This is a genomic window from Bradyrhizobium sp. CB3481 (assembly GCF_029714305.1).
Lineage (GTDB): Bacteria > Pseudomonadota > Alphaproteobacteria > Rhizobiales > Xanthobacteraceae > Bradyrhizobium.
Genome location: NZ_CP121647.1, coordinates 2,756,525 through 2,771,986 on the forward strand (window position 1 = coordinate 2,756,525; position 15,462 = coordinate 2,771,986).

General features: G+C 64.3%; 14 protein-coding genes. 7 read left to right on the top strand and 7 right to left on the bottom strand.

Annotated features, from left to right (window positions below; all coding sequences use genetic code 11):
- Nucleotides 1–255: 255 nt before the first annotated feature.
- Genes QA643_RS13080 through QA643_RS13090 form a run of 3 tightly spaced genes read left to right on the top strand, consistent with a single transcriptional unit; the run spans nt 256 to nt 5,319 of the window.
- Complete coding sequence (locus tag QA643_RS13080) at nt 256–936, top strand: response regulator transcription factor (RefSeq protein ID WP_057848354.1); 681 nt, start codon at nt 256–258, stop codon at nt 934–936.
- Nucleotides 920–2,386 (top strand): ATP-binding protein, encoded by a 1,467-nt coding sequence (locus QA643_RS13085; RefSeq protein WP_283033573.1) that lies wholly within the window; start codon nt 920–922, stop codon nt 2,384–2,386. Before QA643_RS13080 ends, QA643_RS13085 begins: the two co-directional genes overlap by 17 nt.
- A complete protein-coding gene (locus QA643_RS13090) occupies nt 2,383–5,319 on the top strand; it encodes a bifunctional [glutamine synthetase] adenylyltransferase/[glutamine synthetase]-adenylyl-L-tyrosine phosphorylase (RefSeq protein WP_283033574.1) in 2,937 nt (978 codons plus the stop codon). The genes QA643_RS13085 and QA643_RS13090 overlap by 4 nt, the downstream gene beginning before the upstream one ends.
- 37 nt (nt 5,320–5,356) lie before the next feature.
- Here QA643_RS13090 and QA643_RS13095 read toward each other — a convergent pair whose 3' ends face one another.
- From QA643_RS13095 to QA643_RS13105, 3 genes are read right to left on the bottom strand one after another with little or no spacing between them, the layout of a single operon-like run.
- Nucleotides 5,357–5,722 carry a hypothetical protein gene (locus QA643_RS13095; protein ID WP_283033575.1) on the bottom strand — a complete coding sequence of 122 codons (366 nt, stop codon included), beginning with the start codon at nt 5,720–5,722 and terminating at the stop codon, nt 5,357–5,359.
- Nucleotides 5,723–5,749: 27 nt separating this feature from the next.
- Nucleotides 5,750–8,878: an efflux RND transporter permease subunit gene (locus QA643_RS13100; protein WP_283033576.1), complete on the bottom strand. Its 3,129-nt coding sequence runs from the start codon at nt 8,876–8,878 to the stop codon at nt 5,750–5,752.
- A 12-nt stretch (nt 8,879–8,890) separates the two neighbouring features.
- Nucleotides 8,891–10,567, bottom strand: coding sequence for an HlyD family efflux transporter periplasmic adaptor subunit (locus QA643_RS13105; RefSeq protein WP_283033577.1), 1,677 nt, complete (start codon nt 10,565–10,567; stop codon nt 8,891–8,893).
- Between the two features lie 358 nt (nt 10,568–10,925).
- Here QA643_RS13105 and QA643_RS13110 point away from each other — a divergent pair, with 358 nt between their 5' ends.
- The gene (locus QA643_RS13110) at nt 10,926–11,312 is read left to right on the top strand and encodes a hypothetical protein (RefSeq protein WP_283033578.1); all 387 of its coding nucleotides are present in this window, start codon (nt 10,926–10,928) and stop codon (nt 11,310–11,312) included.
- Nucleotides 11,313–11,470: 158 nt separating this feature from the next.
- Nucleotides 11,471–11,668, top strand: coding sequence for a hypothetical protein (locus QA643_RS13115; protein WP_283033579.1), 198 nt, complete (start codon nt 11,471–11,473; stop codon nt 11,666–11,668).
- A 34-nt stretch (nt 11,669–11,702) separates the two neighbouring features.
- On the opposite strand, the gene QA643_RS13120 is transcribed toward QA643_RS13115, so the two are convergent.
- Together QA643_RS13120 and QA643_RS13125 are read right to left on the bottom strand one after the other, a co-directional pair.
- The gene (locus QA643_RS13120) at nt 11,703–11,927 is read right to left on the bottom strand and encodes a hypothetical protein (RefSeq protein ID WP_283033580.1); all 225 of its coding nucleotides are present in this window, start codon (nt 11,925–11,927) and stop codon (nt 11,703–11,705) included.
- 204 nt (nt 11,928–12,131) lie between these two features.
- Entirely contained in the window at nt 12,132–12,614 is a 483-nt protein-coding gene (locus QA643_RS13125; protein WP_283033581.1) for an L-2-amino-thiazoline-4-carboxylic acid hydrolase, read from the bottom strand.
- 132 nt (nt 12,615–12,746) lie between these two features.
- On the opposite strand from QA643_RS13125, the gene QA643_RS13130 reads away from it, so the two are divergent.
- Nucleotides 12,747–13,010 (top strand): hypothetical protein, encoded by a 264-nt coding sequence (locus QA643_RS13130; RefSeq protein WP_283033582.1) that lies wholly within the window; start codon nt 12,747–12,749, stop codon nt 13,008–13,010.
- A gap of 118 nt (nt 13,011–13,128) precedes the next feature.
- Here the strand turns inward: QA643_RS13130 and QA643_RS13135 are convergent, their stop codons facing one another.
- The gene (locus tag QA643_RS13135) at nt 13,129–13,881 is read right to left on the bottom strand and encodes an anti-sigma factor (protein WP_283033583.1); all 753 of its coding nucleotides are present in this window, start codon (nt 13,879–13,881) and stop codon (nt 13,129–13,131) included.
- A complete protein-coding gene (locus QA643_RS13140) occupies nt 13,878–14,498 on the bottom strand; it encodes a sigma-70 family RNA polymerase sigma factor (RefSeq protein ID WP_283033584.1) in 621 nt (206 codons plus the stop codon). Before QA643_RS13140 ends, QA643_RS13135 begins: the two co-directional genes overlap by 4 nt.
- 111 nt (nt 14,499–14,609) lie before the next feature.
- On the opposite strand from QA643_RS13140, the gene QA643_RS13145 reads away from it, so the two are divergent.
- Nucleotides 14,610–15,386: a DUF4394 domain-containing protein gene (locus QA643_RS13145; RefSeq protein ID WP_283033585.1), complete on the top strand. Its 777-nt coding sequence runs from the start codon at nt 14,610–14,612 to the stop codon at nt 15,384–15,386.
- Nucleotides 15,387–15,462 lie beyond the last annotated feature (76 nt).

Genomic DNA, 15,462 nt, shown 5'->3' on the forward strand with positions numbered 1-15,462 from the left:
ATGGAGGGTTTCGCCGGCATTAGTCGCCCCCGCCGACGTCTCCTTCCGGGGAGCGGGTCCCAAACTCGCTCCCTCTGGCAACCTTCCCTCGGAACACGCCCCCCTCCGTCGGAAGGCCCAAAGGGCGGTGAGGTCCCCCAGCTTCACCGCCCGCTTTTTTCACTTCAGCGAGAATGCGGCCGGCCGCCTTGCATGTGCAGGGCGGCCGCGCCATGGTGAGAGAAAGCCAATCCCGTGACCGCAACTGCCCCGCAAATGCGCCTGCTGATCATCGAAGACGATCGCGAGTCCGCCGACTATTTGGTCAAGGCGTTCCGTGAAGTCGGCCATGTCGCCGATCTCGCCAGCGATGGCGAGGAGGGCCTGTCGATGGCGGATGGCGGTGATTACGATGTGCTGGTGGTGGACCGCATGCTGCCCAAGCGCGACGGTCTCTCCGTGATCGGCGCGCTGCGCGAGAAGGGCAACCGCACGCCGGTCTTGATCCTCTCCGCGCTCGGCCAGGTCGACGACCGCATCAAGGGCCTGCGTGCCGGCGGCGACGACTATCTGCCAAAACCCTATTCGTTCGCTGAGCTGCAGGCGCGTGTTGAGGTGCTGTCGCGCCGCAATGTCGGTCCGGCGGAAGAGACCACCTATCGTGTCGGCGATCTCGAACTCGACCGGCTCTCTCACCGTGTCGCTCGCGGCAAGGACGAGTTGACGCTGCAGCCGCGCGAGTTTCGCCTGCTCGAATATCTGATGAAGCATGCAGGGCAGGTGGTGACCCGCACCATGCTGCTGGAAAACGTCTGGGATTATCATTTCGATCCGCAGACCAACGTCATCGACGTGCACATTTCGCGGCTGCGCTCCAAGATCGACAAGGGTTTTGAGCGGCCCTTGCTACACACGATCCGCGGCGCCGGATACATGATCCGTGACGGCCTTCGGTAAGCTGATCCGCACGACGGCGTTCCGGCTGACGCTGGTCTATCTGTTTCTGTTTGCGCTGTTCGCCGCGTCGCTGCTCGGCTATTTCGCCTGGAATACGCGGCGCCTGATCAATGAGCAGATCACCGCCACGGTGACCGCCGAAACCGGCGAGCTCGTCGACATCTATACGCGCCGCGGCTTGCGCATCCTCGTCCCCTCGATTGAGAACCGCGCGCTGCGGCCGGGCGCCAATCTCTATCTCGTGACCACGCCTGAAGGGAAAGCGATCGGCGGCAATGTCGGTGCGCTGGCGCCAGGCGTGATGGCCTCGATCGGCTGGTCCGAGACCGCCTATCGCCGGCTCGACGAGCAGGACACGGCGCATCATCGCGCGCTGGTACGCGTCACCGAACTCACCAACGGTTTCCGCCTCCTGGTCGGTCGCGACCTGGAGGAGCGGCGGCGTATTTTCGGCATCGTCGCCAAAGCCGCGCAATGGTCGCTGCTCGTCGTTATCGTGCTGGGCATCGGCGGCGGCATCTTCGTCGCGCGGCGCGTGCTGCAGCGGATCGACGCGATGACCGGGACCACAAGGCGCATCATGGCCGGCGACCTCTCCGGCCGCCTGCCGGTCGGGCGAAGCGGCGACGAACTCGACCGTCTTGCGGAAAGTCTCAATGCGATGCTGGAGCGCATCGAAGCGCTGATGACGGGGCTAAAGGAAGTCTCCGACAACATCGCCCATGACTTGAAGACGCCGCTGACGCGCCTGCGCAACCGCGCCGAGGAGGCGCTGGCGAGGTCAGGCAGCGAGGCCGAATACCGCGCGGCGCTGGAGCGCACCATCGAGGAATCCGACGGCCTGATCCGCACCTTCAATGCGCTGTTGATGATCGCCCGCGCCGAGTCCGGGCAGGCGCGCGGCAACATGGATGATTTTGACGCGGCCGACGTTGCCCAGGGCATCCATGAATTGTATGAGCCGCTGGCCGAGGACGACGGCATGACGCTGCGCGTCAAGGCAGCGACCGCGCGGCTGCACGGCAACCGCGAGTTGATCAGCCAAGCGCTCGCGAATCTGGTCGAGAACGCCATCAAATACGGCAAGCCGTCACCGGTGGTGCAGCCGCTCGACCCCGCCGCCGCGGCGCGGGCCCGCGAAATCCTGATCGAGGCGCGGCGCGAGGGCGACCGCGTGCTGCTCAGTGTGACCGATCACGGGCCCGGTATTCCCGAAGCGGATCGCAAGCACGCGGTGGAGCGCTTCGTGCGCCTCGAGGCGAGCCGGACGTTGCCGGGTTCCGGCCTCGGCCTTAGCCTGGCGTCCGCCGTGGCGACCCTGCATGGCGGTGAGCTCCGGCTCGGCGATTCGCATCCGGGCCTGACCGCAACGCTGGTCATCCCGGCGCTATCTGCCGCGGCTGACAGGCTTGCCGCGCAAACACCGGATGTGCCACAGAAGGTGGCATGAATTCCTCCGCTCTGGCCGCGCGGCTGGTCTGCGGGCCGCATGTTCCAGCTGATTGCACCGCTGAACAACGCTTCACGGACTGGCTCGCCGAACTGGAGCCGGCGCAGGCGGCCGAGATCCGCGTGCGGCTGGAGAGTCCGCACGTCAGGGCTATCCTGCTCGGCATCACCGAATTCTCGCCGTATCTGCTCGACCTGATCCGCGCCGATGCCGCGCGGCTGGTCCGCCTCCTGGCATGCGACCCGGAACGGCATCTCGCTGCGCTTATCGAAAAGACCTCGCGTGACGTGCTGGCCGCTACCAGCGAAGCTGACGTGATGCATCTGCTTCGCCGCATGAAGTCGGAGGCGGCGTTATTGATCGCGCTGTGCGACATCGGCGGCGTCTGGCCGGTGATGCGGGTGACGGCGGAGTTGACCGGTCTGGCGACCTTCTCCGTGCAGACGGCGCTGCGCTTTCTGCTGCGCCAGGAGATCGCGCGCGGCCGCATGAGCGCATCCAACCACGACCGGCCGGAGGAGGGCTCCGGCCTGATCGTGCTTGCCATGGGCAAGATGGGTGCGGGCGAACTGAATTATTCCAGCGACATCGACCTGATCGTGTTCTTCGATCCCGCGGCGACGTCGCTCGCCCCTGATATCGAACCGGCACCGTTCTTCGTGCGCGTGACGCAGGGGATGGCGCGCCTGTTGCAGCAACGCTCCGGCGAGGGCTACGTGTTCCGCGTCGACCTGCGGCTGCGGCCCGATCCGGCGTCGACGCAGGTGGCGATCTCGACCGAGGCGGCGCTGCACTATTACGAGCGCGAAGGGCGGACCTGGGAGCGCGCCGCGATGATCAAGGCGCGCGTCTGCGCCGGCGACGTCAAGGCCGGCGAGGCGCTACTCGCCGAGCTTGCGCCGTTCGTCTGGCGCAAACACCTGGATTTTGCCGCGCTCGCCGACGTCCACGACATGAAGCGGCAGATGCAGACCTATCGCGGTCAGAGCGAGATTTCGGTCGAAGGCCATAACGTCAAGGTCGGCCGCGGCGGCATCCGCGAGATCGAGTTTTTCGCGCAGACGCAGCAGCTCATTGCCGGCGGCCGCCATCCGGAACTGCGGGTACGCCCGACACTGCACGCGCTGCAGGTGCTGGCCACCAGCAACTGGATCGGCTTCCAGGCCTGTGACGAGTTGACGGCGGCCTATGAATTCCTGCGCCGCGTCGAGCACCGGCTGCAGATGATGTGCGACGAGCAGACCCATTCGCTGCCGGAAGACGCCGAGGCGGTAGCGCGGTTTGCGAACTTCTTCGGCTATGAGAGCCGCGCGGCCTTTGCGAACGACCTGCTTGGTCATCTCAACATCGTGCAGGGCCATTACGGAAAACTGTTCGAGGGCGATCCCACCGGCACCGTGAAGCTGCCGCAGCTCAACTATGCCGCGGGTCCGGAGGATGCGCGCCTTGTCGATCATCTGACAACGCTCGGATTCAAGAAGCCGGTCGCGGTGGCCGGAACGCTGCAGCTCTGGATGGAGGGCAATTACCGCGCGCTGCGCAACGAGGCGACCAAGGCCGCCTTCATCGAGTTCGTGCCTGGCCTGATCGACGGGCTCGCCAACGCCGAGGACCCTGACGATGCCGTGATCGCGTTCGATCGCTTTCTCGGCGCGCTGCAGCGCGGCGGCCGGCTGATCTCGCTGCTCAGCCAGAACCGCGACCTGGTCGCCCTCGTCGCCCTGATCCTCGGCGCCGCGCCGCGGCTCGGCGACATGCTGGCGCGGCAGCCGCAGATCATGGACGGCCTGATCGATCCGCGTTTCTTCGGCGCGATGCCGGACCAGAAGGAACTGTCGGAACGGCTGGCGGCGACGCTGAAGGACGCGGACTCCTATGAGGACTTTCTCGATCGCCTCCGGCTGTTCGGGCAGGAAAGCCTGTTCCTGATCGGCACGCGCATCCTGTCCGGAACGGTCTCGGCCCAGCAGGCCAGCGTCGCCTTTGCCGACGTCGCCGAGGGCGTCGTGCACACCGTGCACGGTCTGGTCACCGATCAGTTCGCCAGCCGATATGGCGGGATCAAGGGGCAGGAGACCGCGATTGTCGCGATGGGCCGGCTCGGCAGCCGGGAGATGACGGCGTCCTCCGACCTTGACCTGATCCTGCTCTATGACTTCGATCCGGACCATCCGGATTCCGATGGCGAGCGATCGCTGCACGGCGCGCAGTATTTTGCGCGGCTGACCCAGCGCCTGATTTCGGCGTTCACCACGCGCACCAATTACGGCGTGCTCTATGAGGTCGACATGCGGCTGCGCCCCTCGGGCCGGGCCGGCCCGCTGGCGTCGCGCATCGATTCCTTTGCCGACTATCAGGAACGCGAGGCCTGGACCTGGGAGCACATGGCGCTGACCCGGGCACGGGTGATCTCGGCCTCGCCGGCGTTTCGCCAAAAGATCGAGGCCATCATCCGCAGCGTGCTGACGCGGCCGCGCGATGCGGCCTCTACCGCCGGCGATGTCGCCGACATGCGGCGGGCGATTGCGCAGGAAAAGGGCGAGGACGATATCTGGGATCTCAAGCTCGCCGCCGGCGGGCTCGTCGATATCGATTTCATCGCGCAATATCTGCAGCTCGCCCATGCCGCGGACAAGCCCGATATTCTCAGCGTCTCGACGCTGCAGGTGCTCGACAACGCCGCACGCCTCGGCGTGCTGCCGCAGTCGGACGCCGAAATCCTGCGCCATGCCGCGCGCCTCTATCACGATCTGACCCAGATCCTCAGGCTCTGCGTCACCGGAAAATTCAACCCGGCAACGGCGGGGGAGAACCTCTTGCGCGTGATGGCGCGCGCCGGCGATACGCCCGATTTCTCGACGTTGGAAGCACGGGTGCGCGAGACGCAACTGGAGGTAAGGCGGGTGTTCCAGGCGCTAGTGGGCGGGGATTAGAAGTTAATCCGGCCCGCCCGCCATCGCGACAGGCGCGTCAGTCGAATCGCGCTGTTGCCGTCTTGCCGTCGGGCGCTGTGAGCTGAACCGCACCCTTGGGTTTGGCCGGCAGGGCCGTGGCGGCCGTGCCGCTCAAATTGTTCTTTTCCGAAGGCGCGAGTGTGATGCGTTCGGCTTTTCCTCCGAGATTGAGAATGGCAACGCCCTTGAAACCCTTGGGGTCGACCGGCTTGTCGTTTTCGCCGATGAGGAAGATTTCAATCGCATTGTCCTTCGCGACGAGTTCCAGATGGTATGGACCGGCTTCCGCGACACGTCCGCCATGGGACGGTTTCGGTTCGTGTGCGTAAGCCGGCATCGCGGCCAACAGGGCACCGCCGAGAGCAAGATATCTAAGCTTCATGATGATCTCCTTTCGAGATGCGAGTATTCAATAAGAGTGTGAAGCGGCACGAGCATCAACGGACTCGCCGGGTTGCCGCTGCATCAGCCGTATCAGCGGCTTTCTGCCGAACATCAGGAACAGCACCGGCGTAATCAGCGCATCGAGCAAGGTGGCGCTGATAAGCCCGCCGAAGATCGTGATCGCGACGGGATGCAGGATTTCCTTGCCCGGCTCATCCGCCGCGACAAGCAGCGGCAGCAACGCAAGCCCCGCGGACAGCGCCGTCATCAGCACCGGCGTCATACGCTCGAGGCTGCCGCGGATGACAAGCTCGGGCCCGAACGGGATCCCCTCATGCAAGGCGAGGTTAATGTAGTGGCTGATCTTCAGAATCCCGTTGCGTGTCGCGATCCCTGTCAGGGTGATGAAGCCGACCATGCTGGCGACTGATAATGGCTGGTCGGTCAGCGCCAGCGCCGCGACCGAGCCGACCAGCGCGAGCGGCACCCCGCCCATGATGATCAAGGCGAGCACGACGGAGCGATAGCGGCTGTAGAGAATCGCAAAGATCAGTGCCAGCGAAAGGGCTGACAAAATAGCTATCCTGCGGCTGGCTTCCTCCTGCGCCTGGAAAGTGCCTTCAAGGCTCGCGGTGACGCCCTGCGGCAGGCTGGTTGCCTGCAGCTCGGCGCGAATGCGGCGCACGATCTCCGCCATGTCGGTCTTGCCGTCGGAGTTCGCGAGCACGACGATGCGCCGGCGGCCGTTCTCTCTCAGGATCTGGTTCGGCCCGTCTGTCTCCTTGATATCCGCAATCTGGCGTGCCGGTATCCAGCCCGAGGGGGTCTTGATCAAGAGCTCGCCGAGCTTCTCGGTGGTGCGCAGGCGCTCGGGCAGCCGCATGACCACATCGTAGCGCTTGTAACCGTCGACCACGCGCGAGATGACGCGTCCGCTCGACAGCCGGGACAGTTGCTCCGTCACGGCGCCGGGCTGCACGCCGTACAAGGCAGCGCGCGTATAGTCGACGCGGACTTCGAGCTGCGGAATGCGTACCTGCTTTTCGACCTGCAGGTCCTGAATGCCGTCAATCCTGGCAAGCCGCGCACGCAATTCTTCCGCGCTGTTTCGCAGCGTGTCGAGGTCGTCGCCGAACAGTTTGAGGGCGAGTTCGGCGCGGACGCCCGAGAGCAGGTGATCGAGCCGGTGCGAGATCGGCTGTCCGACATTGATCGAGAGCGGCAGCACCGAAAGCCGGGCGCGGATGTCAGCGACGATCTCGGGCTTTGGCCGCCGCGAGGGCTTGAGATCGACTTCAAGGTCCGAGGAATGGACGCCTTCCGCATGCTCGTCCAGCTCGGCGCGGCCTGTCCTTCGCCCGATGCTGATGACCTCCGGCACATCGAGCAGCAGGCGCTCTGCGATCGATCCGACCCTTGAGGATTCCGTCAGCGAAACGCCCGGGGCAAACGCGATATTGATCGTGAACGTGCCCTCGTTGAAGGCCGGCAGGAACGCCCGCTTCAAAGCGAATACGCCGGCGCCCGCGCCGAGCACCGCGAGTGCCGTCACGCCAAGCAGCAACCCTTTGTGGACGAACGCGAACCGGAGCGCGGCATGATTGGCGGATTTGAGCTTGCGAACAAGCCAGCTTTCGCGTTCGGCGAGCCGTTTCATGCCCGGCAGCAGGTAATAGGCTAGCACCGGCGTCAGGGTGATCGAAACCAGAAGGCTTGCGAGGATCGAAATGATGTAGGCGTGGCCGAGCGGCGCGAACAACCGCCCCTCGATGCCCGAAAGCGCAAACAGCGGCACGAAAACGAGGACGATGATCATCGTGGCGTAGACGATGCCAGATCGCACTTCGTTGGATGCCGAAACCACCACATCGAAGGTCGAGCGGGGATTGCCTTGTTCCCTGTTCTCGCGCAGCCGCCGAAAAATGTTCTCGACATCGACGACGGCGTCGTCGACCAGCTCGCCGATGGCGATCGCAAGGCCGCCGAGCGTCATCGTGTTGATCGACAGGCCGAGCAGCTTGAAGATGATGGCCGTGGTGAGGATTGAGACTGGGATCGCCGTCAGCGAGATCGCCGTGGTGCGCCAGTTGAGCAGGAACGCGAACAGGATCGCTGCCACGACCAGCGCTGCCTCAAGCAGCACCCGTTCGAGGTTCTGGATCGAGTTTTCGATGAAGTCCGCCTGCCTGAAGATGACTTCGTTGGCCTTCATGCCGGAGGGCAGGGAGGGCTCCAGCTCGGCAAGCGCCCGTGTGATCTGTCGCGTCAGCTGCACTGTGTCGACATTCGGCTGTTTCTCGACGGAGACGATCACGGCGGGCCGGCTCATGTAACCCGCATCGCCGCGCTTGACCTTCGGCGCAAAATCGACGTTCGCCACCTGCCGCAGCAGGATGGGGCGCCCTTCGACGGTGGTAACGACGATGTTGCGAAGGTCTTCCAGGCTCGTGGTGCGCCCGATATTGCGGATCAGATATTCGCGGGCATTCTGGTCGGTGAAGCCGCCGCCGGTGTTCGTGCCGAACTGCCGAAGCGCGAGCTCGACCTGATCATAGCCCACGCCGAGCGCACGCAGCGCGGAAGGCAGCGGCGCAATCCGGTATTGACGGACTTCGCCGCCGATCGGGATCACCTGCGCGACGCCGGGTATGGCGAGGAGCCGCGGCCGGATGGTGAAATCGGCGATCTCGCGCACTTCCATCGCCGACGCCGTCTTCGACGTCACCGCGACCAGCAGGATTTGACCCATGATCGAACTGATCGGGCCGATTTGCGGGGTGACGTTAAGGGGCAACTGGCTTTGCACCTGCGCCAGACGCTCCGCGACCAGTTGACGGTTGCGGTAGATATCGGTGCCCCAGTCGAATTCCACATAGACGATCGACAGGCCGATGCCGGAGACCGACCGCACACGGCTGACGCCCGGCACGCCGTTCATCTGGGTCTCGATCGGGAAGCTGACGAGCTGCTCGACTTCGGGCGGGGCATAGCCTTCCGACTCCGTCATGATGGTGACGGTCGGACGGTTGAGGTCGGGAAACACGTCGACCGGCAACTGGCGCGCGGTATAGGCGCCGAGCACGACGAGGATGCCTGCGATCGCCAGCACAAGCAGACGGTTGCGAAGCGAGGCGCTGACCAGGAATGTGAACATGGATGTGTTCCCTCAGCGCACGTGATCGAGCAGGTCCGCGCCTTGCGACACCACCCGCTTGCCGGAAGCGATGCCGGATACGATCAGCACGCGATCGCCGTCGAGAGGCTCTGTGCGCACGCTCCTTGGCACGAACCTTTCAGGGGCGACATGCTCGTAGACGAAATCCTGGCCGTTCGAGCCGCGCACGACGCTGCTGCGCGGCACCGCGAGGCCTTCCTTGGTCTCGTCGGTAGCGACCAGCACGGTGAGGAACTGGCCGGCCCTGAGGCCGGCTGTGTCGCCCGTGATGGCAAAATGGACCGGCACGGATTGGCTGCGGTCGGCAAAACCGGTGCCGCGATAGGTGAGATCGTAGTTCTTGCCGGTATAGGTCGTTGCGCGCGCGCCCTGCGACGGCTCGACGCTCTCGAAGCTGAGCGCCTCCACCCACAGCCGTGCGGGATCGATGATGTTGAAGACGATGGAGCTTGGCTGAACGATCTGGCCCGCCACCGCGCTGCCTTCCGCGATGATCCCCGCGACCGGGGCGATCAACGCTTCGGGTTCGCGGCGCGACGCCCTTTCAATCGATGCGCGCCGGTCGCGAAGCCCTTCCAGCTCGAGCCGCGTGTCCTCGAGTTGGGTGCGGGAAATGGCGCCTGACGGTGCGAGCTGCTCGTAGCGCGCAAACCGGCGCTCCACGATCGAGATTTGCTGATCAAGTTCGCCCTGGCGCTGCCGCATGTCGGAAACGTCGATCGCCTGGATCGGCGGGGTGACATAGCCGAGGATATCGCCTTGCTTCACCCGCGTGCCGAGGCGAGGGAAGCCGTCCGGCGGCGCGGAAAGCCGGCCGCCCACTGCGGATTGAGCGTAGCCGCTGGCATTGGGATCGGGAATGATCCTGCCCGGCAGCTCGCTGACTTTCCTGTGCTTGGCCTGTTCGGCGACCAGCGTGCGCAGCGCAAATATCCGCTGCACGGTCTTGGGCACGAACACCGCGCCGTCGGGCAGGCGCTGGGCGCGTTCGCCTGCGACGACGTCGATCGCGACTTGCGCCTTGTCTTGCTCATGGCCGTGGCCTTCATGCGGGCCTTCATTCGCTTTCGTCTCGCGGATGCCCGCGAGCGCCGCGAGGATGACGACAATGGCCGCCGCCCGTCTGCCGTGCATCGCGATGGCCGTCAGCAGCGCACCCGCCACCAGGCCGGCCAGCACGAGAAGGATCGAATTCGTGCCGATGCGCCCGTCATGCGTCGCGTCTTCCTGCGGGGCGCTTTGCGCCGTCTCACGCGCCGTCTGAAGCGTCATCGGCAAAATGTCGGTCGCACCGTCAGCTGTCACGGTGAAGATGAGGTCGGTACGGCCGTTCTTTGCCAGCCACGGTGCTGGCAGGTGGTATGTACCGTCAGGATTCGCGGTCGCCTTTGCGGAGCCGGCTGGCGTTTCAACTTCAAGAACCGCGCCGATGACCGGCTCGTTCGTGGCGAAGCGGTCAACATGGATCTCGAGATGGTCGCCGCGGACGACGGCCACGATCTCGAACGCATTGGAATCGGTCTCGCCACGCGGCAACGCGGTGGCCGAGACGGCGGGTGGTTGTTCGTCGTGGTCGTGGCCCTCATGGGCGGCAACGGGAACGATCGCCGCGCACAGAGCTGTGACGGCCAGGAGAGCGCGCAGGGCACGCCCGAAACGGGAAAACATACCAAAAATCCTTCAGTCTGAATGACCGTCAGTTGCCGGCCGTGACGTCCGGCCGCGCGAATTCACTGATCTTCTTCGTTCAGATGAAGTGTTTGGGAGGGCGCCTGAGGGACTCAGGCGCGCGATCCGGTTTCATTTGAGCCGGGACAAAGGCAACACGCGTTGTCGATCGCGGCAACGGGACCAGTTGCACGAAATTCGGCAATCCGGCGGCGCTGCAAGCGGAGCATACGGTGCTGCAGCAGGCGCCGACGCAATTCCGGTCCGAAGAGGCCGGTACTTCGGTTTGCCCGCGCGGAGCCTGTTGCAATACGGCCTGTGTCGCCAATCGTTCAGATTGAACAATGGTAACGTGACCATGGCCGCCATGGATGTGAACGGCGGCATGATGCGGGTGGCCGATGTGGGCCCGGGCAACGGAGGGCGCGAGCGAAAGCACGATCAGGACGATCGCAGCTCCCAGCATGCACATAATTCGTTGCTTCAACATCACAGTCCGATGGCGCCACAAGCACGCACTAGATATCGCCGGGGAACCGGGAATTCAATACCGCAATGCGGCGGTACCGATATGGTTACCGCGCGCGTTATATTGTTACGAATAGCTGCGAGCGTTTCTCAGTTCCGTTTGCCAAGAAGCCTGTCAAAGACCTGCCTGGCGGTTTCGCCGATGATGTGTCCGGTGGCCTCGTCTCCCTTGATCATCGAGGACATGAAGCCGTGGGCCTGCTTCAGCGTGACGTGAGGCGGAAGCGGCACGACTTCCGGACCAGTCTTGACCTCGATACCTCGATCACCACCGGCCGGTCGCTCCTGAGCTCTTCCTGCCAGGCGGAGGCGAGGCTATCGCGCTGGAACTCCTCCAGCTAATATGAATTGTAGCGGGAATAATAGGAGGCTGGGATGCATACCGAGATCAACATCTTTGACAAGCCGATCGAGCGCATCCGGAAGACGTGCGAATTGATGGGGCTTGGCGCCGACTTCGACCGCAAGCTGCCGGAACTCGAAACCCATCTGGAAGCGCTGGTGGCCGCAGGCGAAACCAGCGAAGAACGGCTGGCCGTGAGCGGCCTGACCTTTCTGAAACAAGCCCACTAGGTATGCGGCGCGGCCACGTCAGGAGATTTCTTGGTCAGGAGATTTCTTGCGGAAGCTCCCAGGCCGGATCCGGCGCGCAACATTCCTCCAGCTTGATTTCCTTCACATGGTAGCGCGCGGGCAGCACCTGTCCGCCTGCTTCGTCGGCAACGGGAATGTCGGAAATCAGGCCATCGTCGAGCGCGTGCTTCCAGACTTCCGGCTCGCTTGGCAGGCCAGGGCCGATCTGCTTGTCGTCATTGAACAGCGCGTAAGCCAAGTGCCGCTCCCAAATCAAAACCCCGCCAGCTATCGCAATAACTGACGGGGCTTTTGAGCCGATATTTCCGGAAAAATCTCTCTTTCCTGAATTACCTGCTCACTCCTTTAACGCGGAAGATGCGAGCTCGTTCCGGCTTTTCGGTGCTCTGCGCAGAAAAATCCGAGAGACCGGGTGCGTGGAGCGAAGCGATACCCATCCGGGCTATCCATCCGACGAATCGCTGCCGGCGGTTCGCCGGTAGCGAAAGTCGCAATGGCTGGCGCCCTGCATGATGGTCTGAGTGCGCGTCAGCTCGACGTCGGGCCCAAATCCCTTGGCCGTGTCGAAATCGGCTGAGCAAACCAGCAGGAACCCAAGCTCGGGCTCGCCAAGCTCCTTGTAGAATTCCGCATAGCGGCATCGCGTGACATCGAAGGCAAAGGCGTCCTGCGACTGCTCGATCACGCTGTAGTGCAACGCATCATCGCGGGCGTAGGTGGTGAACGCCGATCCGATGGCCTTGCCGAGGTTCGTCTCGTTCTTCGCCCGCCAGAACTCTTCGCCGAACTGGCGATAGAGATCGCCGAGCGTCCTTCGTACGAGCTTCCTGGCGCGTTCCTCGCCCAGTTCCGCCTGCAGCGCCTTGACCAGCGGCACCAGAACCTGGGCCTGGATTTTTGCCTGTTGGATGACGGGAATGCTCACGGGCGGCCTCCATGCTTTGTTCTTGAAGCTAGCGATATCCACGCCTTTCTGGAAGGCAGCCGCATTGGCGTGGAACTATTGCCACTTTTTCCTGTTTTGACGTTGGCCGTTCAACCCTGGAGCTGGTGGACCATGCGCGCACTACTATTCGGACTAGCAATCACGATGCCAATCGCCTTTGTATCCCCGGCGGCCATGGCGCTGCCCGCGGGCCATGCGATGGGCCACGCTCCCTTGGTCAAGGCCGATCTGATTGAGGTCAAGGGCGGATACGGCCACGGCCACGGTTGGGGCGGCGGGCATGGCTTTCGCCCGTATGGTTGGAGCCGCGGCCGCAAGGTCGGCTGGGGCGGGCGTGGTTGCCCTCCCGGCCATTGGAAGAAGGGCTGGTGTTGAAACTTGAGTGCAGTTCGTAGGGCGGAAGAACTTGGCTATTCCGCCCCGCTGCTATTCCCACGTGGCGACACGACGGATCCTTGACGCTGGAGACGCATCGTCGGCGGTTGCCAGGCGACTACAGCGCCCGTGCTGCGTTGCCCTTGAACAGGACCGGGCCGGTTGGCCGTCCGATCGGTGAGCCGCCTTCCGGCTCCAGCGTGATTTCGAACAGCTGGTCTTGCACGGTCTCCGGCAACGCCTCGAGGTCGAGCTGCAGTGTGCGCGGCTGACCGGTGAGGCCGATCGATTTCGGGCCGACCGCGCGGTCCCACAGGGTCCAGACCTGCAGCGTGCGGCCGGCGGGAACCTCGATCGGTCGCAGCGGTATCAGCTCGACCCGGCCGTTCGAAAACGCGTTGACGATCGCGCCGGCCTCCTTGGTCGTGTCGTTCACCAGCACGGCGACGTAAACCGGTTTGCGCTGGGCGAGGGCAAGCATGTCGTGACGAAGCTGGCGCGACGTCGCCAGCGCGCCGATCATGATCATGGCAAAAACCGCTGCAGCGAAGGCGCCGCCGATGCCCAGCGCCCGCCAGAACCGGATGTTGTCCCACAGCGTGGTGCCACGCAGCGCGGCGCGTGCGGAGGGCAGGGCATCGATCGGCGCGATCCTGGTGGCGTCCGCGATGCGCTGCCAAAGCGCCTCGCTCGGCGGGGTCTCCTCGGCCGTGAGATCGAGGTCTGCGAGCCGTTCCCGCCACGCGGTGACAGCCTGGGCAAACGACGGGTCGGTCGCGATGCGTTGTTCGGCAGCGGCGTGCTCGGCACCGTCAAGCAGGCCCATCACGTAATCGGCGGCCAAGTCATTATCGGAGTCGTGCGGGTTCATCCCATGCACTCCTGCAACGCAAAGAGGCTGCGCCGCACCCAGCTTTTGACCGTGCCGAGCGGGACCTTGAGCCTTGCAGCCAATTCGCCGTGGCTCATGCCGTGGACATAGGCCAGCACGACGACGTCGCGCCGGGGGCGGTCGATCTGCTCGAGACACCGGCGCAGCGCGCTGGTCTCCGGCATCCGCGACAGGGTGGCTTCGCTGTCGACGTCCTGGGCGGCTTCATCCGATGCTTCATAGCGGTGCTCATCGCGATGAATACTCAGCGCGCGGTTGCGCACCACCGCATAGAGCCAGCCCCGCGCGCTGCCGCGGCGCGGATCAAAACCGGCGGCGCCACGCCAGATCCGGATAAAGGCGTCGTGCACCGCCTCCTCCGCAAGGTCCTGCCGAAACAGGATGCGGCGGGCGATGCCAGTCATGCGCGGCGCCTCGCTGTCGTAGATCGCGCGCAAGGCGGTGCGGTCGCCGGCCGCGCAGCGCGCCAGCGCCGCGGCAAGCTGCGCCTCGCGCTCCTGATCGAGCGCGGCTGGAGCCTGCGCGCTGGCGGTGATGTTGCCATTTCCGGTCATGTCTATGCCCTTGCATAGTTGTTCTACCTTGAGATGCGGCATTTGGATGCATGTCCCGAAAATTATTTTCAGTGGCCTGCATCCGTTTCGCCGCGCCGCCGGTACCCGCTGTGTTGGTCCCGAGGGGATCATAGGAACACAGGGAGCTTTACGATGAATTTTCGCTCGATTTTCGCTGCTTCGGCGGCGCTTTTGCTGTCGTCCGCCGCCGCCAACGCCGCGCAGGTCGCTGCCCTGATCGGCGGCGACACCATTGCGATGGTCGATACCGCGCAGAAGAAGGCAACGGGCTCCGTCAAGGTCACCGGGATATCAGGCGCGCTGGTCGGCATCGACGTGCGTCCGGACGACGGGCTGCTCTATGGACTGGTCGACGATGGCACCATTGTGACCATCGCGACGGACGGCAAGGTCACGGCGAAGTCGAAGCTCGACACCATGCTGGCCAAGGGCGTGGCCGCGACAGTGGATTTCAATCCGGTGGCGGACCGCCTGCGTGTGATGGGCGCGGACGGGATGAACCTGCGCGCGAATGTCGACGACGGCAAGGTGACCAAGGACGGCGACCACAAGTTTGCCGACGGCGACATGCACAAGGGCGAAAAGCCGAACATCGTCGCCGGCGCCTATACCAATTCGGTGAAGGGTGCCAAGGAGACGGCGCTGTTCAATATCGACGGCACCATCGGCGGATTGATCAAGCAGGCGCCGCCGAATGACGGCGTGCTCGGCGCGATCGGCAAGCTCGGCGTCAAGGCGGATACCGTGGCGTTCGACATCTGGTCCGACGGCAACGGCAAGAACGAAGCCTGGCTGATGGCGGACGGCACGCTCTACAGCGTCGACCTCGCGACCGGCAAGGCAACCGAGGCGGCGAAGATCGCTGGCGTCAGCGGCGCGGTCAAGGACATTGCCGTCATGGGAATGTAGGATATTCCTGAAGCACGACGAACGTAGGTTGGCGCGAAGTCACTTACTTCTCCCTCGCCCCGCTCTTGTAGGGCGG